Annotated in this window: 13 protein-coding genes; 6 read left to right on the forward strand and 7 right to left on the reverse strand. The window is 69.5% G+C overall.

What is annotated here, in order from left to right:
* The first annotated feature begins 132 nt into the window (after nucleotides 1–132).
* The gene (locus tag QZV84_RS02540) at nucleotides 133–1716 is read left to right on the forward strand and encodes a molybdopterin-dependent oxidoreductase (protein WP_292824820.1); all 1584 of its coding nucleotides are present in this window, start codon (nucleotides 133–135) and stop codon (nucleotides 1714–1716) included.
* A gap of 97 nt (nucleotides 1717–1813) precedes the next feature.
* Here the strand turns inward: QZV84_RS02540 and rocD are convergent, their stop codons facing one another.
* The 4 genes from rocD to QZV84_RS02560 all read right to left on the reverse strand — a co-directional run bounded on the left by rocD (nucleotide 1814) and on the right by QZV84_RS02560 (nucleotide 8911).
* Complete coding sequence (gene rocD / locus QZV84_RS02545; protein WP_292824859.1) at nucleotides 1814–3034, reverse strand: ornithine--oxo-acid transaminase; 1221 nt, start codon at nucleotides 3032–3034, stop codon at nucleotides 1814–1816.
* 23 nt (nucleotides 3035–3057) lie between these two features.
* Complete coding sequence (gene ddaH, locus QZV84_RS02550; RefSeq protein ID WP_292824823.1) at nucleotides 3058–3948, reverse strand: dimethylargininase; 891 nt, start codon at nucleotides 3946–3948, stop codon at nucleotides 3058–3060.
* A gap of 147 nt (nucleotides 3949–4095) precedes the next feature.
* Nucleotides 4096–5151 (reverse strand): NAD(P)-dependent alcohol dehydrogenase, encoded by a 1056-nt coding sequence (locus tag QZV84_RS02555; RefSeq protein WP_292824826.1) that lies wholly within the window; start codon nucleotides 5149–5151, stop codon nucleotides 4096–4098.
* 10 nt (nucleotides 5152–5161) lie between these two features.
* Nucleotides 5162–8911 (reverse strand): proline dehydrogenase family protein, encoded by a 3750-nt coding sequence (locus QZV84_RS02560; protein ID WP_292824829.1) that lies wholly within the window; start codon nucleotides 8909–8911, stop codon nucleotides 5162–5164.
* Between the two features lie 90 nt (nucleotides 8912–9001).
* On the opposite strand from QZV84_RS02560, the gene QZV84_RS02565 reads away from it, so the two are divergent.
* The 3 genes from QZV84_RS02565 to QZV84_RS02575 all read left to right on the forward strand — a co-directional run bounded on the left by QZV84_RS02565 (nucleotide 9002) and on the right by QZV84_RS02575 (nucleotide 10976).
* On the forward strand, nucleotides 9002–9508 hold the full coding sequence (locus tag QZV84_RS02565; protein ID WP_292824832.1) for a GNAT family N-acetyltransferase: 507 nt from the start codon (nucleotides 9002–9004) through the stop codon (nucleotides 9506–9508).
* Nucleotides 9509–9540: 32 nt separating this feature from the next.
* Nucleotides 9541–10308 carry a coenzyme F420-0:L-glutamate ligase gene (cofE, locus tag QZV84_RS02570; protein ID WP_292824835.1) on the forward strand — a complete coding sequence of 256 codons (768 nt, stop codon included), beginning with the start codon at nucleotides 9541–9543 and terminating at the stop codon, nucleotides 10306–10308.
* A gap of 131 nt (nucleotides 10309–10439) precedes the next feature.
* The gene (locus tag QZV84_RS02575; protein WP_292824838.1) at nucleotides 10440–10976 is read left to right on the forward strand and encodes a MarR family transcriptional regulator; all 537 of its coding nucleotides are present in this window, start codon (nucleotides 10440–10442) and stop codon (nucleotides 10974–10976) included.
* Between the two features lie 37 nt (nucleotides 10977–11013).
* Here the strand turns inward: QZV84_RS02575 and QZV84_RS02580 are convergent, their stop codons facing one another.
* The 3 genes from QZV84_RS02580 to QZV84_RS02590 are packed head-to-tail and all read right to left on the reverse strand — an operon-like array spanning nucleotide 11014 to nucleotide 13899.
* The gene (locus tag QZV84_RS02580) at nucleotides 11014–11796 is read right to left on the reverse strand and encodes an enoyl-CoA hydratase (RefSeq protein ID WP_292824841.1); all 783 of its coding nucleotides are present in this window, start codon (nucleotides 11794–11796) and stop codon (nucleotides 11014–11016) included.
* An 11-nt stretch (nucleotides 11797–11807) separates the two neighbouring features.
* Nucleotides 11808–12710: a 3-hydroxyisobutyrate dehydrogenase gene (mmsB, locus tag QZV84_RS02585; RefSeq protein WP_292824844.1), complete on the reverse strand. Its 903-nt coding sequence runs from the start codon at nucleotides 12708–12710 to the stop codon at nucleotides 11808–11810.
* 28 nt (nucleotides 12711–12738) lie between these two features.
* Nucleotides 12739–13899, reverse strand: a complete 1161-nt coding sequence (locus tag QZV84_RS02590) for an acyl-CoA dehydrogenase family protein (RefSeq protein ID WP_292824862.1) — start codon at nucleotides 13897–13899, stop codon at nucleotides 12739–12741.
* 211 nt (nucleotides 13900–14110) lie between these two features.
* Here QZV84_RS02590 and QZV84_RS02595 point away from each other — a divergent pair, with 211 nt between their 5' ends.
* Complete coding sequence (locus tag QZV84_RS02595; protein WP_292824847.1) at nucleotides 14111–15709, forward strand: class I SAM-dependent DNA methyltransferase; 1599 nt, start codon at nucleotides 14111–14113, stop codon at nucleotides 15707–15709.
* Nucleotides 15706–16788 carry a restriction endonuclease subunit S gene (locus QZV84_RS02600; protein ID WP_292824851.1) on the forward strand — a complete coding sequence of 361 codons (1083 nt, stop codon included), beginning with the start codon at nucleotides 15706–15708 and terminating at the stop codon, nucleotides 16786–16788. The genes QZV84_RS02595 and QZV84_RS02600 overlap by 4 nt, the downstream gene beginning before the upstream one ends.
* Nucleotides 16789–16819: the final 31 nt, after the last annotated feature.

Here is a 16819-nt window from a genome sequence, read left to right on the forward strand (position 1 = left end):
GCGACGACTCTAGTCCGGGGCATGTTGCCCGCATGTTTCGCACTCTGCTGCGCCCAGGAACCGGCCCCGGGACGTCTCGATTCGCCACATCCCGCGCGCCTCCGGCACAGGCGGCCGACGTAGGCTCGTCCCGTGGCAGACACGGCGAAGGGTCGATGGTCGGCGGCTGGGGCCGGAGTGGCCGCAGCGGTGCTCGGCGCCGGGCTGGGCGAGCTGACCGCGGCGATCATCGCGCCCGGGGCGAGTCCGTTCGCGGCGATCGGATCGGCGCTGATCGACCTGGCTCCGGCGTGGGCGAAAGAGACCGCGATCGCGCTGTTCGGCACGAACGACAAGCTGGCTCTGCTGATCGGCATCGGCATCGTCCTCGTCGCCGCTGCGGCCGCCGCCGGGCTGGTCGAGCTGAAGCGGCCGCCGTTCGGCCTGGCGATCATGATCGCGTTCGGCGGAGTCGGCGTGCTCGCCGCGGTGACCCGCGCGAACGCGGGCCCGTTCGACTGGGTTCCCTCGCTGGTCGCGGGCATCATGGCTGCGGTCGCGCTCAGCCTGCTGATCGCGCGGGTGCCGGGTCGGCCGCGTCTCTCGGCGGCGACCTCGTCCGGCCCGGATGGCGCACCCGTCGCGCTGCCGCCCCGCGAGCCGGCGCTCGAGCGCCGGACCTTCATCCTGTGGACCGTCGGCACCGCCGCGGTGGGCCTGGTCGCCACCGTCGGCTCGTCGCTCGCCCGCGCCGGATCGCGGGCGGTGACGATCGTGCGCGATGCCCTCACCCTGCCGACGCCGGCCGTGACGGCCCCGCCGATCCCCGCGACCGCCGAGCTGGGCATCAGCGGTCTGGCGCCGGTCGTGACTCCGAACGCGCAGTTCTACCGGATCGACACGGCGCTCATCGTGCCGCAGATCGCCCCGGCAGACTGGAGCCTGCGCATCCACGGTCTGGTCCAGAACGAGGTGACGATCACGTGGGACGAGCTCCTCGCGCTGCCGCTCGAAGAGAGCTTCACCACCCTCGCCTGCGTCTCGAACAACGTCGGCGGCGACCTGATCGGCAACGCCCTCTGGCTCGGCTATCCGATCCGCGAGCTTCTGGCCCGCGCGGCGCCGACCGCCGACGCCGACATGGTGCTGTCGAAGTCCATCGACGGCTTCACCGCGAGCTCACCGATCGAGGCGCTGACCGACGCGCGCAACGCGATCCTCGCCGTCGGCATGAATGGCGAGCCGCTGCCGGCCGAGCATGGTTTCCCGGTGCGGATGGTCGTTCCCGGCCTGTACGGCTATGTCTCGGCGACGAAGTGGGTCACCGAGCTCGAGGTCACCCGTTTCGACAAGGCGACCGGCTACTGGACGACCCGAGGCTGGTCCGAGCGCGGGCCGATCAAGCTGCAGTCGCGCATCGATGTGCCCAAGAAGCAGCAGGGCGTGAAGGCGGGCGAGTCCGTCATCGCGGGCGTCGCCTGGCAGCAGCACGTCGGCGTGTCCGGTGTGGAGGTGCAGATCGACGAGGGCGCGTGGCAGCCCGCCACCCTCGCGACCGCGATCTCCGGCGACACCTGGGTGCAGTGGAGCATGCCGTGGACGGCCACCGTGGGCGACCATCTCATCCGGTGCCGCGCGACCAGTGCCACGGGCGAGCTTCAGACCGAGGAGCTCTCCCGGACGGATCCCGATGGCGCGACAGGCTGGCACGAGCGCTTCATCACGGTCTTCTCCTAGCCCCAGCACCCAGCCCCAGCACCCAGCCCCATCGCCCAAGCCCAATCTCCAGCGCAGCGCCGAGCCCGGCATCCGTCAGCGCTCGTCTCGGCGCCCGTCAGTCGGCGAGGACGAGCCTCAGCTGCTCGACGGCCCAGTCCAGCTCGGTGCCGCGGATCACGAGCGGCGGGGCGATCCGGATCGTCTGGCCGTGCGTGTCCTTCACGAGCACACCGCGACCGAGCAGCCTCTCGGCGATCTGGCGCCCCGTGCCCTGTGCTGGATCGATATCGACCCCGGCCCACAGGCCGGCCACGCGCACGCCGGTGACGCCGTGCCCGACCAGTTCGGCGAGCTTCGCCTCGAGGTGCTCCCCGAGCGCCGCCGCGCGGCGCTGGAACTCACCCGTGGAAAGCATCTCGACGACACGGGTGCCGACGGCGGCCGCCAGCGGGCTGCCCCCGAAGGTCGAGCCGTGCTCGCCGGGGCGGATCACGCCGAGCACGTCGCGGTTCGCGACCACGGCGGACACAGGCAGGATGCCGCCGCCCAGCGCCTTGCCGAGCAGATAGACGTCCGGCACCACGCCCTCGCGATCGCACGCGAACGTCTCGCCGACGCGACCGAGGCCGGACTGGATCTCGTCCGCGATCATCAGCACGTTGTGGCGCTCGGTGATCTCGCGGACCGCGCGCAGGTAGCCCTGAGGCGGAATGATCACGCCGGCTTCCCCTTGGATCGGCTCGAGCAGCACGGCGGCGGTGTTCTCGTCGATCGCCGCCTCGAGAGCCGCGGCATCCCCGAACGGCACCGTGACGAACCCGGGCGGGTAGGGTCCGAAATCCTCGCGCGCCTGCGGGTCGTCGCTGAAGCCGACGATCGTGGTCGTGCGGCCGTGGAAGTTCTCGGACGCGACGATGATCGTCGCACGGTCGGCCGCGATGCCCTTGACGCGGTAGCCCCACGCGCGAGCGACCTTGATGCCGGTCTCGACGGCTTCGGCGCCGGTGTTCATCGGCAGCACGACGTCTTTGCCGCACAGCTTCGCCAGGGCAGCGGCGAAGACGCCGAGCTGGTCGTTGTGGTATGCACGGCTCGTGAGGGTCAGGCGGCCGAGCTGCTCACGCGCGGCGGCGAGGATCGCCGGATGCCCATGGCCGAAGTTGAGCGCGGAGTAGGCGGCGAGCAGGTCGAGGTAGCGCTTGCCCTCGACATCGGTCACCCATGCACCCTCGCCCTTGGCGATCACCACAGGGAGCGGGTGGTAGTTGTGCGCGACGTGCTCTTCTTCGGCTGCGATGATTTCAGACGCGATGGCCGACGTGCTCGCCGACGTCATGTCGTGCACGACCTGCGGGGTGGTCATGAACCGGCCCCGCGCAGCTCGAGCGTGCAGCACTTGATGCCGCCGCCGCCGAGCAGGAGCTCGGACAGGTCGACCAGGATCGGGTTGTAGCCCCGGTCGCGCAGCTGCTTCTCGAAGCCCTTCGCCCGCGGGGAGATGATGACGTTGCGGCCGTCACTCGCGGAATTGAGCCCGAAGACCGCGCCGTCCTCGTCCGAGACGTGGATCGCGTCGGGGTAGCGCTCAGCGAGGACAGCCTGGCTGCGCTCGTCGAACGCCGACGGGAGGTAGGCGATGTTGGCCCGCTCGGGTCCCCCGTTGGCGATGCCCTCAACCGGGTCGAGCACGGCGAGCGCCGTGTCGAGGTGGTAGAACCGCGGATCGCTCAGGGTGAGCGAGACGACCTCGCGGCCGAAGACCTCGCCGATCTCACGGTGGCTGTCACCGGTGGAGCGGAAGCCCGTGCCGGCGAGGATCACCTCGCCCACGAGCAGGAAGTCGCCCTCGCCCTCGTTCACCTCGACGGGCTCGCGCGTGTCGAACCCGGCGGCGCGGAACCAGTCGATGAAGGGCGCAGCCTCGCCTGCGCGTTCCGCGAAACGGAACTTGGGACCGTAGGCGATGCCGTCGATCAGGAATCCGCCGTTGGCGGTGTAGACCATGTCGGGAAGCCCCTCGATCGGGTCGATGAGCTCGATCTCGTGTCCGAGCGAGCGATAGGTGTCGTGGAGGTCCTGCCACTGGCGCATGGCCACGGCGGTGTCGGTCGGGTTCGCCGGCTCCATCCACGGGTTGATCGTGTAGCTGACCGTGAAGTGCTCGGGGCGGCACATCAGGTAGCGGCGGTGGTGTGCTGTGCGGGTCGGCGCGTTCGCGGCCTCAGCGGCCGGCGCAGTGTTCTGCGTCATGGTGTGCTCCTGTGGAGAGGGGCGGCGGACGCTGTCCTCGGGGCCCGGCGGCCCTTCGACTCGCTGCGCGCTCAGGAACGGCAACGGGGAAGGGTGCGACTCGGGCACGCCGGCTCCATTCTCGCACAGGGCCTTCCGCGCTTGCATTCAGAACTCAGGAGTCGACCTGCGACCGGTTCGGCCCTGGTCTGCGAAGGGGTCGACGTCCACGACGACCTTGCCGACCGTCCGACCCGCATCGATGTGAGCCAGGGCCTCGCGTGCCTCGCTCAGGGTGAAGGTGCGCTCGATCACCGCCCGGAGGCGCCCGGCGGCGGCGAGCGAGGCGAGCTCGCGGGTCACCTCCGGCTTTGCGACGGCGGCAAGGGGACGGATGCGGCGGCCCGCGCCCCCGATCGACACGAAGACTGCTCGCAGCATCCGGCCGAGCGGCCCGAGCATGCGACCGCCGTCTCCTGCGACCACCACGAGCGTGCCGCCCGGCCGCAACAGGGCTTTGAGCGTGCGCAGCGGTGCCGTGCCGGCGATGTCGAGCACCGCATCGAACGTCGCGGCAGGCAGTGCGTCGACATCCGTCACGCGGTAGTCGAACGTGCGCCGCGCGCCGAGTTCGGCGACGAGCTGCTCGCTGCGTGCCCCCGTCAGTGCCCAGACCTCCGCCCCGCGCAGCACCGCCAGCTGTACTGTGTAGGTCCCGACCCCGCCCGAAGCGCCGATCACGAGCACACGCTGGCCGTCGGCGACCGCACCCGCCTCCAGCGCCTGCCAGGCTGTGCCGCCGGCCAGCGGCAGCGCCGCGGCCGTCACGGCATCCAGCCCCGCCGGCCGTGCCACCAGCCGGGCGGCGGGGCTGACCGCGAACTCGGCGAGTGCGCCGCCGCCCGGCAGTTCGCCCATGACCTCGTCGCCCCGGGCGAACTGCGTGACCCGCGCGCCGACGGCGACCACGGTGGCTGCGACGTCGATGCCCCGCGTCGCGTTCCTCGGCCGTCGGAGCCCCAAGCCCAGGCGAAGCAGCAGCGGCTCCCCACGCAGCAGGTGGTGATCGGCGGCGTTCAGGCTCGTCGCCCGCACGCGCAGCAGCACGTCGTGATCGCCGGGGGCGGGCACGTCGACGCGCTCGGCGCTGACGATCTCGGGTCCGCCGTACCGGCTCTGCCGCCATGCCGTCATGGTGCGGGTCGTCGTGATGTTCTCGCTCATGTGTTTCCTCCTAGATGACCCCTTCCGACCACGCGTCGGGGTTGCCGAAGCGGTGCGCGGTGATCGTGATCGACTGCTCGTGCAGGAACGGCAGCAGCTCGATCCGCCCGGCGGTGGTGACCTCGTTGGCGTAGATCGCGAGATCGGGGTCGCCGCCCACGGCCTCGGACAGCCGGCGGTGCAGCGCCGCGACCGACTCGGGCAGCCCGACCAGTCGAGCACGAGGCGGCCGAGGAGCCGCTGCCCCATCCGCCGACGTCATTCGCTCGAGCCACTGCTCGTCGGTCTCGACGAAGACCGCGACCGCCTGGTCGCCGAGCGCTCGCCGCACCGCACCCGGCAGCCCGACGGGGGCGCTGACGGTGAAGTCGGACCCACCGCGGATGCCGGCCACCACGATCCGCAGCAGCGCCTGCCACGACGCATCACCCGTCGCTCGCACGGCGACATCGACCGGACGGTACCGCAGCAGATTGCGCTCGAGGCCGAGGTGCGAGACATCGCGCACCTGCCCGAACTCGCGGTCCCATGCGAGCGCATCCGACAGGGCGCCGCGCCGCAGCCACTCGAAGGCGTCGTAGTGCAGCGACGGCTGTGCCGCCTCGATCACGTCGCTGATGCGAGAGTCGAGGCCGCGCAGGTGCAGCGACGCCGAGTTCGCTGCGCCGCCCGACGCACGCCACGAGCCCAGTCCGATCAGGTAGTTGGGCCCGCCGGCCTTCGCACCGGCACCGACCGAGGACCGCTTCCAGCCGCCGAACGGCTGGCGCTGCACGATCGCTCCTGTGATGCCACGGTTGACGTAGAGGTTTCCGGCCTCGACCCCGTCCAGCCAACTCGCGAGATCATCGGGATTCTGCGTGTAAAGGCCGGCGGTGAGGCCGTACGCGACCGCGTTCTGCAACTCGAGCGCGTGTGCGAGCGAGTGCGCGTGCATCACGCCGAGCACGGGGCCGAAGAACTCCTCGCGGTGGAAGCGCGAGCCCGGCTGGACGCCGGTGCGGATGCCGGGGGTCCAGAACCGCCCCTCGTACTCCGGACCGAAGTCGCACGGCTGCGGCTCGACGAGCCAGCTCTCACCCTCGTCCAGCGTGGTGAGGGCCCACGCGAGTTTGCCCTGGGGCGCTTCGATGACGGGACCCACCTCGGCCATCGGATCGCTCGGCGGACCGACGCGCAGCGAGGTGGCGGCATCGGCCAATTGACGTGCGAAGCGCGCGGACCGCCCGACCGGCCCGACCAGGATCGCGAGCGAGGCCGCCGAGCACTTCTGGCCGGCGTGACCGAACGCGCTCTTGATGAGGTCGGATGCCGCCAGGTCGAGGTCGGCGGAGGGCATCACGATCATCGCGTTCTTGCCGCTCGTCTCGGCCAGCAGCGGCAGCTCCGGACGCCACGAGCGGAACAGGGCGGCGGTCTCCCACGACCCGGTGAGGATCACGCGGTCCACGTCTGGGTGCGAAACCAGCTGCTGCCCGAGCGAGCCCTCATCGAGGTCGACAAGAGCGAGCACGTCGCGCGGCACCCCGGCCTCCCACAGCGCCTCGGCGAGCACCGCCGCGCACCGGCGGGCCTGCGGGGCCGGTTTGAAGATGACGCCCGAGCCCGCGGCGAGCGCGGCGAGCACACCGCCGACGGGGATCGCGAGCGGGAAGTTCCAGGGCGGGGTCACCACCGTGAGCCGAGACGGCACGAACACGGCACCGCTCACACGGTCGAGCTCGCGGGCGGTCGCGGCGTAGTAGTTCGCGAAGTCGACCGCCTCGCTGACCTCGACGTCCGCCTCGGCGAACACCTTGCCGGTCTCGGATGCCGCCACCTCGATGAGCTCGCCGCGGCGTGCTTCGAGCGCCCGGGCGGCGGAGCGCAGCACGGCGGCCCGGTCGTTCGCGGGCAGGGCGCCCCACGCCTCCGCGGCCCCGCGAACGCGCGCGACCGTCTGCTCGAGGACCTCGGCGTCGGTGATCAGCGCAGCGCCGATCGTGGAGTCGCCGGCGGTGGACCCGTCGATGCGCGCGAGGATGCTGCGGCTCCACTCGCGGTTGGCCGGCAGCGACGGGTCGGTGTCTGCGGCATTGCGGAAACCGGGAGCACCGACCGCCCGCTGATCGGCCTCGCGCGCGGCGAACACTGCGGTCTCGACGAAGGCGGCGCCGCCGAACATCATCTCGGAGCCCACCGGCTCGAGGGGTGCGGTGTCGCCGACGGCCTCGGACGCGGCCGCCGTGCGGGCGATGCCGAGCACGGCCTGCGTCAGTCCGGCGGCTGCGGTCTGCTCCGCATCGTCTTCACCCGCATCGCCATCGCCGGCTCTGCCGTTCATCGGGGGGCGTGCCGCTCGCGGTCCGGGCTCGGCGGGAGTCGCGGTGCGGTCCTGGCCGCGGTTGCGTCCGGTCAGCAGCGCAGCATCCTTCGCCCGGCCGACCGAGGCGAGGAACCGGTCGCGCTCGCGATCGAACAGCGCGGGCTCGTCGGCGAGTTCGAACGCGGCGGAGAGGAAGTTCTCGCTCGAGGCGTTCTCTTCGAGGCGGCGCACGAGGTAGCTGATCGCGACGTCGAACTCGTCGGGTCGCACGACCGGAACATACAGGAGCACATGGCCGACCTCGCGGGTGACCGCTTCGACCTGGCCCTGGGCCATCCCCAGCAGCATCTCGAACTCGACGTCGGCTCGCACGTCCCGTTCGGCCGCGAGCAGCCACGCATAGGCGATGTCGAACAGGTTGTGGCCGGCGACACCCAGGCGCACCGCCGCGGTGTGCTCGGGCTGCAGTGCGAACTCGAGGCAGCGCAGGTAGTTCGCGTCGGCATCGCGCTTGCTGCCGTACGTGGCGAGCGACCAGTCGTGCATCACGGCATCCACTCGCTCCATCGCGAGGTTCGCGCCCTTCACGAGACGGACCTTGATGCGAGCGCCGCCGGTCTGCACGCGGTCGCGTGCCCACTGCGTGAGCTGCGTGAGCGCAGGCTGGGCGTCGGGAAGGTACGCCTGCAGCACGATGCCGGCCTCGAGCCCCTGCAGCCGGGGGTCTTCGAGGATGCGCGTGAAGACGGAGATCGTCAGGTCGAGGTCGCGATACTCCTCCATATCGAGGTTGATGAAGGTGCCCTCGGATGCCGCGGTGAGGTAGAGCGGGAGCAGCCGCTCTACGACCTCGTCGACGACCGCGTCGAACGCCCACATCGAGATGCGGCTCGCGATCGCCGAGACCTTCACCGAGACGTAGTCGACGTCGGGGCGGCGGATGAGCTGGTGGATGCCGTCCAGTCGGCGCAGCGCCTCCCGCTCGCCGAGCACGGCCTCGCCCAGCAGATTGAGATTGAGCCTCGCGCCGTTCGCGCGGATCTTGGCGATCGCCGGTCCGAGCTTCTCGGGGCGCGCGTCGACCACGAGGTGCCCGACCATCTCACGCAGCATGCGCCGTGCGATCGGCACGACCGGCGACGGCAGCACGGGCGCGACGGCGCCGCCGAGCTGCACGGCGCCGCGCAGGTACCAGGGCAGGAACTTCGGCACGAGCGGGGCGATGCGGCTGAGACTGGATGCTGCCGCCGAAAGGCTCTCGGGACGCATCACGCCGTCTACGAAGCCGATCGTGAAGGGCAGTCCGTTAGGGTCCTTCAGGACTCCGGCCAGCCGCTCGGCCGCGGGATCGACCTCGACCTGGGCACTTTCGGCCACCCAGCGCCGGGCGAGTTCGATCGCCTGGTCGGCGAGGGTGTCGGCAGGCGCGGTGGAGGGCACGGGTGCGGACGGCATGTATCCAGCATGCGGCATCGACGTCGTGATCGCCGGGCCTTACGCGCGCTCGATTTCCCTCCCCCGGAGGGCCGAGCGTAGAGTCGCCCCATGGGAGCCGAACTGCAGACCGACATCGTCGTCCGTCCGGTCCGAGACGTCGACGCCGAAGCGCTCGGCCGCGTCCACGCGACCTGCTGGCACGAGACCTACGACCACCTCATCAGCAAGGCGGCGCTGGAGAAGATCTCCCCGCGACGCTTGGCCGAACTCTGGACGCACTGGGCCGCCCAGGGACCCGAGTTCAAGATCTTCGCCGCGCTCGCCGACGGCGAGATCGTCGGATTCGCCGGCTCAGGGCCGGCCCGCGACAAAGACGCCCCGCGATTGCGCGAACTGTACTTCATCTACCTGCTCGATGCCTGGCACGGCACCGGCATCGGGCAGCGCCTGTTCGACGCCGTCGTCGGCGCAGAGGAGCCGCTCTACCTGTGGGTCGCCGAGGACAATCCGCGCGCCCACCGCTTCTACGTCCGAAACGGTTTCGCGCTCGACGGCGGCGCACACACCGAGCCCTTCCTCGGTGAGACGCTCACCGAGGTGCGGTTCGTCCGCTGACTCGACCGCACTGATCTCACTGCCGGCCTGAGGTGCTTCAGATCTGGGCCCTCGAGGGCATTCCCGAGGTCACCCCGGGCGCCGATCTCGTCGGGGTGATCGCTGAGGCCGCCGGCTCGACGCTGCACGACGGCGACATCCTCGTCGTGACGTCGAAGGTCGTCTCCAAAGCCGAGGGGCGGATCATCGCCGCGGACGACCGCGAGGACGCCATCACCGCAGAGACCGTCCGAGTGGTGGCCTCGCGCACCTCCCCGGGCGGCCGCACCACCAGGATCGTCGAGAACAAGCTCGGCATCGTGGCGGCCGCGGCCGGGGTCGACGCGTCGAACACACCGCGCGGCACGGTGCTGCTGCTCCCGATCGACCCGGATGCCTCGGCCCGCGCGCTGGCGGCCGGGCTTCGGCTGCTGCTGGGCGTGGAGGTCGGCGTGATCGTCTCCGACACCCTCGGACGCGCGTGGCGCGAAGGCCAGACCGACTCTGCGATCGGGGCCGGTGGCGTTCACGTCTTCGAGGATCTGCGCGGCCAGAAGGATGCCGAGGGGCGATCGCTCGAGGTGACCATGCCGTGCGTGGCCGACGAGATCGCCTCGGCTGCCGACCTGGTCAAGGGCAAAGCGACGCGCAGGCCGGTCGCCGTGGTGCGCGGACGCGCCGACCTCGTCGGGTCGCTGGAACTGCCGGGCGCCCGGTCCATCGTGCGCGACCCGGATCAGGACATGTTCCGGCTCGGTGCGGAAGAGGCTTACGCCGACGGGTACGCCGCGGGGGCGGCATCCATCCCCGTCATCGAATAGCCCGAGCCCCGGTGGTCACTTCGGCGATGCTCGGCTCCTTCGTGTCATCGAGTCATGGCTCGCCCGCGCGTGCTCATGCGCGCTGACAGAAGTGAGAGGCTACCGTGGAAAGCGCGGGAAGGGAGCCGACGATGCCGAGACCAGGACCGCTTCCCGTCGACCCGATCGCCGAAGCGAAGCGCCAGTGGATCGCGCACGGATGGACGGATGCCGCTGCCGGCATGTCCGCCGTCACCTCGATCATCCGCGCCCAGCAGCTGATGCTCGCCCGCATCGACGCGACGCTGAAGCCCTTCAGCCTGTCATTCGCGCGCTACGAGATGCTCCGGCTGCTCGCCTTCACCCGCAAGGGGCGGATGCCGATGGCCAGCGCGACCGCGCGGCTGCAGGTGCACCCCACGAGCGTCACCAACACGGTGGAGCGGCTGGTGCGCGATGGGCTCGTCGTGCGCGAGCCGCACCCCGCCGACGGACGGGCGGCGATGCTCGAACTCACTCCGGCCGGCCGCGAGCTCGTGGAGCGCGCGACGAACGCACTCAACACCGAGGTGTTCGCCGACCCGGGGCTCTCGGACGACGACACCGTGGAGCTCGTGCGGATCCTGGCGCGGTTCCGCAAGGATGCCGGCGACTTCGCCGACCCGCGTCCGCTGCCCGAGCCCCTCTGACCGTCAGAGGTCCTCCCGCGGGGCAGGGGACGCGGGGTCAGCGGTTCTGAAAGTCGGGGCCCCGCTTCTCACGGAACGCCGCCATCCCCTCCTTCTGGTCCGCAGTGTCGAACAGGGCCGCGAACGCGTGCTTCTCGAAACGGATGCCCTCCGCGAGCGTCGACTCGAGCGCGGCGTCGAGTGCGGCCTTCGCGGCATACACCGACGGCAGCGACTTCGAGGCGATCGTGTCGGCGACTCTGCCCGCCTCCTTCAGCAGTTCCGCGGCCGGAACCACGCGGGAGACGAGTCCGGCGCGCTCGGCCTCCGCAGCATCCATCATCCGCCCGGTCAGGAGGAGGTCGGCGGCCTTGTAGAACCCCACCGCGCGCACCAGGCGCTGCGAGCCGCCGATGCCGGGGATCACACCGAGATTGATCTCGGGCTGGCCGAACTTCGCGGTGTCGGCGGCCAGGATGATGTCGCACATCATCGCGAGTTCGCAGCCGCCGCCGAGGGCGTAACCCGAAACCGCCGCGATGACAGGGGTGCGGACCGCCGCGAACTGCGCCCAGCCGCCGAAGGGGTCGTCCATCGCCATGTCGAGGCCCGACCTGGGCTCCATCTCCTTGACGTCGGCGCCCGCCGCAAAGGCGCGCTCCGACCCGGTCACCACGATCGCCCCGATGCGCGGGTCGGCGTCGAAGGCCGATGCCGCGGCGACGGTGTCGTGCATCACCTGCGAGTTGAGGGCATTGAGCGCTTCGGGCCGGTTCAGGGTGATCCACCCGACACGCCCTCGGATCTCGACCAGGATCGTCTCGTACGTGTAGCCGGTCATGCGGGGTCTCCTCAGGCTCTGCTCTCAGCGCGGATCGTGTTGATGATTCCCGAGAAATCCTGCCCCGCTCCGGCGCCGTTCGCGAACTCTTCGTAGATCTCGCGCGCCAGGCGCCCCATTCTGGCGTCCACCCCGGTGAGTTCGATCGCCTGTTCGGCGAGTCCGAGATCCTTGTTCATCAGCGCACCGGCGAAGCCGGGCTGAAAGTCGCGGTTCGCCGGACTCGTCGGCACCGGCCCCGGAACGGGGCAGTTCGTGGTGAGCGCCCAGCACTGACCCGAGGCGTTCGAGGCGACGTCGAACAGCGCCTGATGGCTCAGCCCGAGCCGTTCGCCGAGCACGAACGCCTCGGCGACGGCGATCTGAGAGATGCCCAGGATCATGTTGTTGCACACCTTCGCGGCCTGGCCGAGACCTGCGCCGCCGCAGTGCACGACCCGGCGCCCCATCACCTCGAGCAGAGGACGGGCCGCCTCGAAGTCCTCGTCGGTGCCACCCACCATGAACGCGAGTGTCGCGTTCTCGGCGCCCACGACGCCGCCCGACACCGGCGCGTCGACGCTGCGGTGCCCGGCCGCCTCGGCGAGCGCATGCGCTTCGCGGGCCTCGTCGACCGCGATCGTCGAAGAGTCGATGAAGAGGGTTCCGGATGCCGCCACCGCGAGCAGCCCGGGAGTCTCCGCCGATCCGCGATAGGCGTCGATCACGTGCCGGCCGCTCGGGAACATCGTGATGACGACCTCGGCGGATGCCGCGGCATCCCGTCCCGAGTCCGCCACGGGGATGCCGGCCGCACGCGCCGCGTCGATCGCGGCGGGGACCACGTCGAAGCCGACGACGTCGTGACCGGCCCTGACCAGGTTCAGCGCCATCGGCAGGCCCATGTGACCTAAGCCCAGGAAGGAGATCCTCATCGCACGCAGCTCTCTCTCGAATGCGAACTCATCGCGCAGCTCCCAGCAACTCGCGGCCGATGATCACGCGCATGATCTCGTTCGTCCCCTCCAGGATCTGATGCACGCGCAGGTCGCGGACGACCTTCTCGATGCCGTACTCGTGCAGGTAGCCGTAGCCGCCGTGCAGCTGGAGGGCCTCGTTCGCCACCCGGAACCCGGCGTCGGTCGCGAAGCGCTTGGCCATCGCGCACTGCAGCGCGACATCGGCGGCCTTCTCGTCGATCGCGCGTGCGGCGTCGCGCACGAGAGCGCGTGCGGCGCGGAGCTCGGTCGCCATGTCGGCGAGCGTGAAGACGACGGACTGCTTCTCGGCCAGCGCCTGGCCGAAGGTGTGGCGCTCGTGCACATACTGCACGGCGCGGTCCAGCGCCCACTGCGCTCCGCCCAGCGAGCACGCGGCGACGTTGATGCGGCCACCGTCGAGGGCTGACATGGCGATCTTGAAACCCTGACCGAGCACGCCGAGCATCGCGGATGCCGGCACCCGCACTTCGTCGAGGATCACCTGGCGCGTGGGCTGGGCGTTCCAGCCCATCTTCTTCTCGTTCTGCCCGAACGACAGGCCCTGAGCGTCGCCGGGGACGAGGAACGCGGTGATGCCGTGCGCACCGCCCTCTCCGGTGCGGGCCATGACGACGTATACGGCCGCCTCGCCGCCGCCGGAGATGAACTGCTTCACCCCGGTGAGCAGGTAGTGGTCACCACCATGCTCATCAGAGACCCGGATCGCGCTGGTCGTGATGGCTGCGGCATCCGAGCCCGCACCCGGCTCGGTGAGGCAGTAGCTGCCGAAGCCGGTCATCGCCGCCAGCTGCGGCAACCAGGCATGGCGCTGCTGTTCCGAGCCGTACGAGTCGATCATCCACGCGACCATGTTGTGGATCGTGATGTACGCGGCGATCGACGGGTCGGCCTTGGCGAGCTCCTCGACGATCGCAACGGTATCCGATCGGCTCATCGCCGAGCCGCCCACGTCTGCGCGGACGTAGATGCCGCCGAGCCCGAGCTCGCCGGCCAGGCCGAGCGCCTCGCGCGGGAAGTGCTTCTGCTCGTCCCATTCCAGGGCATGCGGTGCGAGCTCGGTCTGTGCGAAATCGCGCACCGCCTCGAGGATCGCCGCCCGCTCGTCGGGTGTCAGGGGCGGCATCGATTCCGCCTCGGTGTGCTGTTCACCCACCGAGTTCGCCGTGGTCTGCGTCATTGTGCAGACTCCCTTCGCACCCTCTTCGGCACGATGGGTACTTTAGCTTGACTCCCCCGTATATGCGAGGACTACCACGGTTCAGGTGCACCCATCTCGGTGTGCCGCGCGGCGGCTGGACTAGCGTGGGAATGTTGCACGCGCGAGGGGAGACGGTGTGGTCACGGGTCCGTTGAAGGGTCAGGTCGACAAGGTCTGGGACGCCTTCTGGTCGGGCGGCATCGCCAATCCCGTCGAGGTCATCGAGCAGATCACCTACCTGCTGTTCATCAAGCGCCTGGACGAACTCCACACCAAAGAGGAGCAGAAGGCGGCCCGCTTCGGCGACCCGATCGAGAACGCCGTGTTCCCCGAGGGCTACGACAGCGACACACCGGGCAGGCGACCGTATCGCGACCTGCGGTGGAGCGTGTTCACGAACTACGCGCCCTCCGAGATGTTCGAGGTCGTCTCCGAGCACGTCTTCCCGTGGCTGCGCCGGATGGGTGCCGAAGGCTCGAGCTACGCCCGAAACATGCGTGACGCGCGGTTCACGATCCCGACGCCGGCGCTGCTGACGAAAGTCGTCGATCTGCTCGCCGACATTCCGATGGAAGACCGCGACACCAAGGGCGACATCTACGAGTACATGCTCTCGAAGCTCGCCACGAGCGGCACGAACGGGCAGTTCCGCACCGCGCGGCACATCATCAAGCTCATGGTCGACCTGCAGCAGCCGCGGCCCGACGACCGCATCATCGATCCGGCGGTCGGCACGGCCGGCTTCCTGGTGATGGCGGAGGAGTATCTGCGCGAGCATCATCCCGAGTTGTGGGCGGATTCCGCGGCCCGAGCCCACTTCAACGGCCCGATGTTCACGGGCTACGACTCGGATGCCGCGATGGCCCGCATCGCGAGCATGAACATGCTGCTGCACGGCGTCGAGAATCCCACGATCGAGCGTGCGGATTCGCTCACCGAGGGCCATCCCGGCGATGACACGTACACGCTCGTGCTCGCCAATCCGCCGTTCGCGGGGTCGCTCGACGACGAGACGGTGGCGAAGGACCTGCAGAAGGTCGTGAAGACGCGCAAGACGGAGCTTCTCTTTCTCGTTCTCATGATCCGGATGCTGCGCAACGGCGGTCGCGCGGCCGTCATCGTGCCCGAGGGCGTGCTGTTCGGCTCGAGCAACGCGCACAAGGCGGTGCGCAAGATGCTCATCGAGGATCACAAGCTGGATGCCGTCATCAAGCTGCCGAGCGGAACCTTCAAGCCCTATACGGGCGTCTCGACCGCGATCCTGCTCTTCACGAAGACGTCCTCCGGCGGCACCGATCAGGTCTGGTTCTACGACGTGCGCGCCGACGGCATGACCCTCGACGACAAGCGCACTCCGATCGAGGCGAACGACCTCCCCGACGTTCTCGCCCGCTGGCAGTCACTCGCCGGTGATCGAGTAGGCGAGGAACGAGCCGTATCGAGATCCCCCGGCGATCGAGTAGGCGAGGAACTGACCACCCCCGGTGATCGAGTAGGCGAGGAGCGAGCCGTATCGAGATCCCCCGAACACGACCGCCCCCGCACCGCGCAGTCGTTCCTCGTGCCGAAGCAGGAGATCGTCGACAACGGCTACGACCTCTCGCTCAACCGCTACAAGGAACTCGAGATCGAAGAGGTCGAGCACCGCTGGCCGCAGGAGATCCTCGACGAACTCGACGCCCTGGAGGTCGAGATCCAGGACGGCCTGAAGCGCCTGCGGAAGATGCTCGCGTGACGACCGTGCGAGTCGGCGACATCGCTCATCAGATTCGTGGCGTCACCTACGCCAAAGGCGATGCATCTGATGTGCCGCTTGACACGCATGTTGCCCTACTTCGCGCAGGCAACATTGGCGAATTTGGTCTGTTGATGGACGACTTGATCTTCGTCCCCAAAGCGAGGGTCAGCCCCCGTCAGATGCTCCAGCCCGACGACGTCCTCATCGCGGCATCCAGCGGGAGCCTGAGCGTGGTCGGCAAGGCGGCGCGCGTTGTAGACCCGATTCAAGGATCGTTCGGTGCGTTCTGCAAAGTCCTCCGCCCGACACCAGGCGTCGATCCCGCCTACTTTGCGCACTTCTTCCGAACGTCCGACTACCGGCGGCACATCTCGTCGGTGGCGGCTGGAGCGAACATCAACAACCTGCGAGGCGGAGACCTCGATCGGATCGAGATACCCCTCCCACCCCTCCCCGAGCAACGCCGAATCGCGGCGATCCTCGACGAGGCCGACGCCCTCCGCGAACGCAAATCTCGGGCCGTTCACTTTCTGCAAGCTCTGGAAGTCTCAACTTTTCGAGACCGAGTAGCGCGGTTGCAGACTCAACGGGTTCGACTCAGAAGCGTCGCAATCACGACGAGCGGCGGAACTCCGTCGCGGAGTCAGCCCGAGAACTTTGGCGGGGCTGTTCCTTGGGTGAAGTCGGGTGAGGTCGCGCAGGGAATAGTCACGTCGACATCCGAGACCATCACGGAGCTCGCGCTGCAGAGAAGTAGCGCGAAGGTCATGCCGGCCGGAACGGTAGTCATCGCGATGTACGGTGCCACTGCCGGGGAGGTAGGCGTCCTGGGTGTCGATGCAGCGACCAACCAAGCCGTTTGCAGCATCACTCCGGCCGAGAGTCTCGATGCGGGATTCTTGCGCCGCTCCCTGTTAGCGATGAAGGAGGATCTCAAGTCAAAGGCCGTCGGCGGCGCCCAGCCGAATCTTTCGCAGGGCATGATCCGCGACATCAACCTCGACCTACCCGCCGTTGCGGAGCAACGCGCCGTAGTCCAGATTTGTGACGAGCCCTCTTTGCCAGGCTGGTTGTGAGTCATTCCACGATCGGTGAGGGAGCAGGGTG

Origin of the sequence: Microbacterium sp., from assembly GCF_011620715.1 — a bacterium.
Taxonomy (GTDB): Bacteria; Actinomycetota; Actinomycetes; order Actinomycetales; family Microbacteriaceae; genus Microbacterium.

Excerpts from the sequence above, each read along its gene's own strand:
- mmsB (WP_292824844.1), bottom strand. The coding sequence starts at position 12,710 with ATGAGGATCTCCTTCCTGGGCTTAGGTCACATGGGCCTGCCGATGGCG.
- QZV84_RS02565 (WP_292824832.1), top strand. The coding sequence starts at position 9,002 with ATGGGAGCCGAACTGCAGACCGACATCGTCGTCCGTCCGGTCCGAGAC.
- ddaH (WP_292824823.1), bottom strand. The coding sequence starts at position 3,948 with ATGACGCAGAACACTGCGCCGGCCGCTGAGGCCGCGAACGCGCCGACC.
- rocD (WP_292824859.1), bottom strand. The coding sequence starts at position 3,034 with ATGACGTCGGCGAGCACGTCGGCCATCGCGTCTGAAATCATCGCAGCC.
- QZV84_RS02580 (WP_292824841.1), bottom strand. The coding sequence starts at position 11,796 with ATGACCGGCTACACGTACGAGACGATCCTGGTCGAGATCCGAGGGCGT.
- QZV84_RS02590 (WP_292824862.1), bottom strand. The coding sequence starts at position 13,899 with ATGCCGCCCCTGACACCCGACGAGCGGGCGGCGATCCTCGAGGCGGTG.
- QZV84_RS02560 (WP_292824829.1), bottom strand. The coding sequence starts at position 8,911 with ATGCCGTCCGCACCCGTGCCCTCCACCGCGCCTGCCGACACCCTCGCC.
- QZV84_RS02575 (WP_292824838.1), top strand. The coding sequence starts at position 10,440 with ATGCCGAGACCAGGACCGCTTCCCGTCGACCCGATCGCCGAAGCGAAG.
- QZV84_RS02555 (WP_292824826.1), bottom strand. The coding sequence starts at position 5,151 with ATGAGCGAGAACATCACGACGACCCGCACCATGACGGCATGGCGGCAG.